The sequence below is a fragment of the Streptomyces sp. NPDC001002 genome, assembly GCF_053599215.1.
On the sequence record NZ_JBSFLV010000280.1, the window covers coordinates 1 to 4209 of the forward strand.

Here is a 4209-nt window from a genome sequence, read left to right on the forward strand (position 1 = left end):
GGCTGGTGTCCGAGGGGGGACTTGAACCCCCACGCCCGTTAAAGGGCACTAGCACCTCAAGCTAGCGCGTCTGCCATTCCGCCACCCGGACAAGGTGTCTGTCGCGCGGGACTGGCCGCAGCGACGGAGGAAACATTACCAGGCTTTCGAGGGTGCCCGATCACCCCCCTGACCAGCCCCTGACCGGCCCCCGGCCGCTCCCGCCGGTGTGTGAACCGCGTGTGACGGGCGCCGCCCGGCCTTGGGCCGCGACCCCGTGGAGAGGGAGGATGAGGGGAACCACCAGCAGTGACAGCGGGAGGAAGCAGCGTGAGCGAGACGGACACGGCCAGGGTCGTCACCGGCGAGGACGAGGTCGTGGACCTCTGCCGTGAGCTGATCCAGATCGACACCAGCAACTACGGCGACCACTCGGGACCGGGGGAGCGCAAGGCGGCCGAGTACGTCGCCGAGAAGCTCGCCGAGGTCGGTCTCGACCCGCAGATCTTCGAGTCGCACCCGGGGCGGGCCTCCACCGTGGCCCGGATCGAGGGCGCGGACCCGTCCAGGCCCGCCCTGCTGATCCACGGCCACCTCGACGTCGTCCCGGCCAACGCGGCCGACTGGACCCACCACCCCTTCGCCGGCGAGGTCACCGACGGGTGCGTGTGGGGGCGCGGCGCCGTCGACATGAAGGACATGGACGCGATGACCCTCGCGGTCGTCCGCGACCGGCTGCGCAGCGGCCGCAAGCCCCCGCGCGACATCGTCCTCGCGTTCCTCGCGGACGAGGAGGCGGGCGGTACGTACGGGGCGCGCCACCTCGTCGACAAGCACCCGCACCTCTTCGAGGGCGTCACCGAGGGCATCAGCGAGGTCGGCGGCTTCTCCTTCACCGTCAGCGAGGAGCGCCGGCTCTATCTGATCCAGACGGCCGAGAAGGGCATGCACTGGCTGAAGCTGACCGTGGCCGGAACCGCCGGGCACGGCTCGATGATCCACCGCGACAACGCGATCACCGAACTGTCGGAGGCGGTCGCGCGGGTCGGCCGGCACAAGTTCCCGGTACGGGTCACCAAGACGACCCGGGCGTTCCTCGACGAACTCGGCGACGCGCTCGGCACCCAACTCGACCCGGAGGACATGGAGTCGACGCTCGCCCGGCTCGGCGGCATCGCCAAGCTCATCGGCGCGACCCTGAGCAACACCGCCAACCCCACGCAGCTGAACGCCGGTTACAAGGTGAACGTCATTCCGGGCGAGGCCACCGCGAACGTCGACGGGCGTTTCCTGCCCGGATTCGAGGAGGAATTCCTCGCGGATCTCGACAAGTTGCTCGGACCGAACGTCCGGCGCGAGGACGTGCATTCGGACAAGGCCCTGGAGACCGATTTCGACGGCGCCCTCGTCGCCGCGATGCAGTCCTCCCTGCTCGCCGAGGACCCCACCGCGAAGGCGGTCCCGTACATGCTCTCGGGCGGCACGGACGCCAAGTCCTTCGACGACCTGGGCATCCGCGGCTTCGGCTTCGCGCCGCTCAAGCTGCCCCCGGAGCTGGACTTCGCCGGGATGTTCCACGGCGTGGACGAGCGGGTGCCGGTGGACGGGCTCAAGTTCGGCGTGCGCGTACTGGATCGGTTCATCGACGCGTCGTGAAACACCGTGTGCCGCAGGTTGACGCCGGAATTCGGCAGCGCGTACGGAGACGACTGAGACGGGTGAATGTGCTCATAAGCTCGTAGCTCCATTACTCCCTCCTCGTTACAGGTGATGCGATCCGCTACTTGGGATCGCATTGCCAACAAGGAGGAATAATGATCAAGAAGGTCGTCGCCGCTGCGGCTGCCACTGGTGGTCTGGTTCTCGCGGGTGCGGGCCTGGCCGTCGCCGACTCGGGTGCCCAGGGTGCTGCCGTGCACTCCCCGGGCGTTCTGTCCGGCAACGTCGTTCAGGTTCCGGTGCACATCCCGGTGAACGTCTGCGGCAACACGGTCTCCGTGATCGGGCTGCTGAACCCCGCCTTCGGCAACACCTGCATCAACAAGTGACGTCGACCCCCTGAGGGTCGTGCACGCCGGTCGGCTCCGGAGCGCGCGCCATGCGCTCCGGGGCCGACCGGTCTTTTTCGGACAAGGTCGACGGCAAGCTCGAAGGCAGGGATTCAGCAATGCGACAGGTCACCCGCAAGGGCCTGATGACCGTGGCGGCCGCGACCGGTGTGATCGCCGCGGCCGGCAGTGGGTACGCCCACGCGGACTCCGGCGCCACCGGCTCGAGTTCGGACTCGCCCGGCGTGCTGTCGGGCAACACGGTGCAGGCACCGGTGCACGTGCCGGTCAACGCCTGCGGCAACACGGTCAACGTCGTCGGGGTCCTGAACCCGGCGGTGGGCAACAAGTGCGCCAACCGGGGCGGCGGCAGCGGCTCTTCGGGCGGCTACGGCGACTCGGGCGGTCACGGCGGTCATGGCGGGCACGGCGGTCATGGGGGTCAGGGCGGACACGGAGGCTCCGGCGGACACGGAGGCTCAGGGGGCTCGCACGCCGGCGGACACACCGGCGGTTCGCCCGGCGTGGGTTCCGGCAACACGGTCCAGGCACCGGTGGACGTGCCGGTGAACGTCTGCGGGAACAGCGTCGACGTCGTGGGCGTCGGCAACCCGGCCTTCGGCAACTCCTGCGACAACGACGGCTACGGAGGCGGCGGCCACCACGGCACGCTTCCGGGGGGTCATCACGGCGGGGGCCACGAGGGTGGAGGCCACCACGGCGGGGGCCATCACGGCGGCGGTCACCACGGTGGGGGACACCACGGCGGCGGTCACCACACGCCTCCGACCGGAACGCCCGGTCAGCCCGGGAACCCCGGCACACCTGGGACCCCTGGGACTCCGGGTCACCCCGGCACTCCCGGTCACCCCGGCACCGGCACCCCGAGCACCCCGCCCGCGGCGGGCCACGGGACGCCGGGCGGCTCTTCCTACGTCAACCAGCCGGGCGGCCAGTCGGTCACCCAGCCGACCGGTGCCGCGCAGCTCGCGCACACCGGCAGCGAGCTGCCGCTGGGCCTCGCCCTCCCGGTGGGCGCCGGAGCGCTGCTCGCCGGCGCGGTCATGTACCGCAAGGCACGTGCGTCGGCGTAGAACCGCCCTCATGAACGCACTACGGAGCGGGCCCCGTCGCGGCGGGGCCCGCTCCGTCTCGTCTCCGTCTCAGCTCACCACGTGGCGCGTACCTGGCGGATGATCCGCCGGCGCAACCGCACCCTGCGGCTGCCGTCGCGCAGCAGACTCAGGCGGTCCAACTCCCAGTGTCCGTACTCGGCATGGTCCGTCAGCAGGCGAGTGGCGTCCTTGCGGGAAACCCCGCGAGGTACGTACACGTCGACAAATTCGTATTCCGGCATCGCATCTATTGTGCGGGCTGGGGCCCGGTACGGATAGCGTCTGCACTATGTCTGATGCTGCGCAGCCCACCGCTGCCGAGGTACGAGCCGCCGCCGAGGCGGTCAAGACCGCGCTCGACCGCCACCTGGCCGCGGTCGAACGCCGGTCCGGGGAGGACGACCCGGCCGTCTACGAGGCGTTCAACCAGCTGGCGACGGCCGCCGAGGCGTACGACGAGCTGCTCTACGACCGCTATGACGAGGTCACACCGTTCGAGATCCCCGGTGCGGAGGACGCGCTGCCGCCGTACACGGGTCCCGAGGAACCCAATGCCCTCAGTGTGCTGATCCGGCGCGACTACGCCGTGGTGGAGCCGCAGCGGCTGCTGGCGCAGGCGCAGCGGGTCGAGGCGGCGGACGAGGACAGCATCGGGGTGGAGGCCTCGGGCACGGTGAACGGCGCGCTGGGCATCCTGTTCGGCGAGTTCGAGCCGGACGAGATCGCCTCCCGGCACAAGGAGTTCGGCCTGGAGGAGGGTGACTCCACGCTCTGGGTGACGGCGGCGGACGAGGCGCCCGAGGCCGGCGAGTGGCTGGAATCGCCCTTCGAGCAAGTGGATCCGCAGCGGGTGGTCTGCCGCTTCGACGTCAGCGCCGTCTTCGACGACGAGATCGACGGCATCGGCGGGCACGGCGTGGACGACGAAGATCTCGACGAGCTGGACGCCGAGCTCGAAACGGACGAGGACCTGGAACCGCTGGACGCGGAGCCCGACGTAAGACGCTGACGGCACGGCCGGTCGTGAGACGACGGCGGCGGTCCCGGGGCGAGTTGGTGCCCGGGGC

5 protein-coding genes and 1 tRNA gene are annotated in these 4209 nt (G+C 70.4%); 4 read left to right on the plus strand and 2 right to left on the minus strand.

The window, feature by feature from the left end:
- Positions 1 to 3: 3 nt before the first annotated feature.
- Positions 4 to 91, minus strand: a tRNA-Leu gene (locus ACWDR3_RS47270).
- Positions 92 to 309: 218 nt separating this feature from the next.
- Here ACWDR3_RS47270 and ACWDR3_RS47275 point away from each other — a divergent pair.
- The 3 genes from ACWDR3_RS47275 to ACWDR3_RS47285 all read left to right on the plus strand — a co-directional run bounded on the left by ACWDR3_RS47275 (position 310) and on the right by ACWDR3_RS47285 (position 3121).
- Entirely contained in the window at positions 310 to 1635 is a 1326-nt protein-coding gene (locus ACWDR3_RS47275; RefSeq protein WP_450358877.1) for a M20/M25/M40 family metallo-hydrolase, read from the plus strand.
- Positions 1636 to 1793: 158 nt separating this feature from the next.
- Positions 1794 to 2027, plus strand: coding sequence for a chaplin ChpH (gene chpH, locus ACWDR3_RS47280; RefSeq protein WP_046256631.1), 234 nt, complete (start codon positions 1794 to 1796; stop codon positions 2025 to 2027).
- A gap of 119 nt (positions 2028 to 2146) precedes the next feature.
- A complete protein-coding gene (locus ACWDR3_RS47285; protein ID WP_450358878.1) occupies positions 2147 to 3121 on the plus strand; it encodes a chaplin in 975 nt (324 codons plus the stop codon).
- 74 nt (positions 3122 to 3195) lie between these two features.
- Here ACWDR3_RS47285 and ACWDR3_RS47290 read toward each other — a convergent pair whose 3' ends face one another.
- A complete protein-coding gene (locus ACWDR3_RS47290) occupies positions 3196 to 3384 on the minus strand; it encodes a DUF5703 family protein (RefSeq protein WP_005485166.1) in 189 nt (62 codons plus the stop codon).
- A gap of 47 nt (positions 3385 to 3431) precedes the next feature.
- On the opposite strand from ACWDR3_RS47290, the gene ACWDR3_RS47295 reads away from it, so the two are divergent.
- The gene (locus tag ACWDR3_RS47295) at positions 3432 to 4151 is read left to right on the plus strand and encodes a hypothetical protein (RefSeq protein ID WP_450358879.1); all 720 of its coding nucleotides are present in this window, start codon (positions 3432 to 3434) and stop codon (positions 4149 to 4151) included.
- Positions 4152 to 4209: the final 58 nt, after the last annotated feature.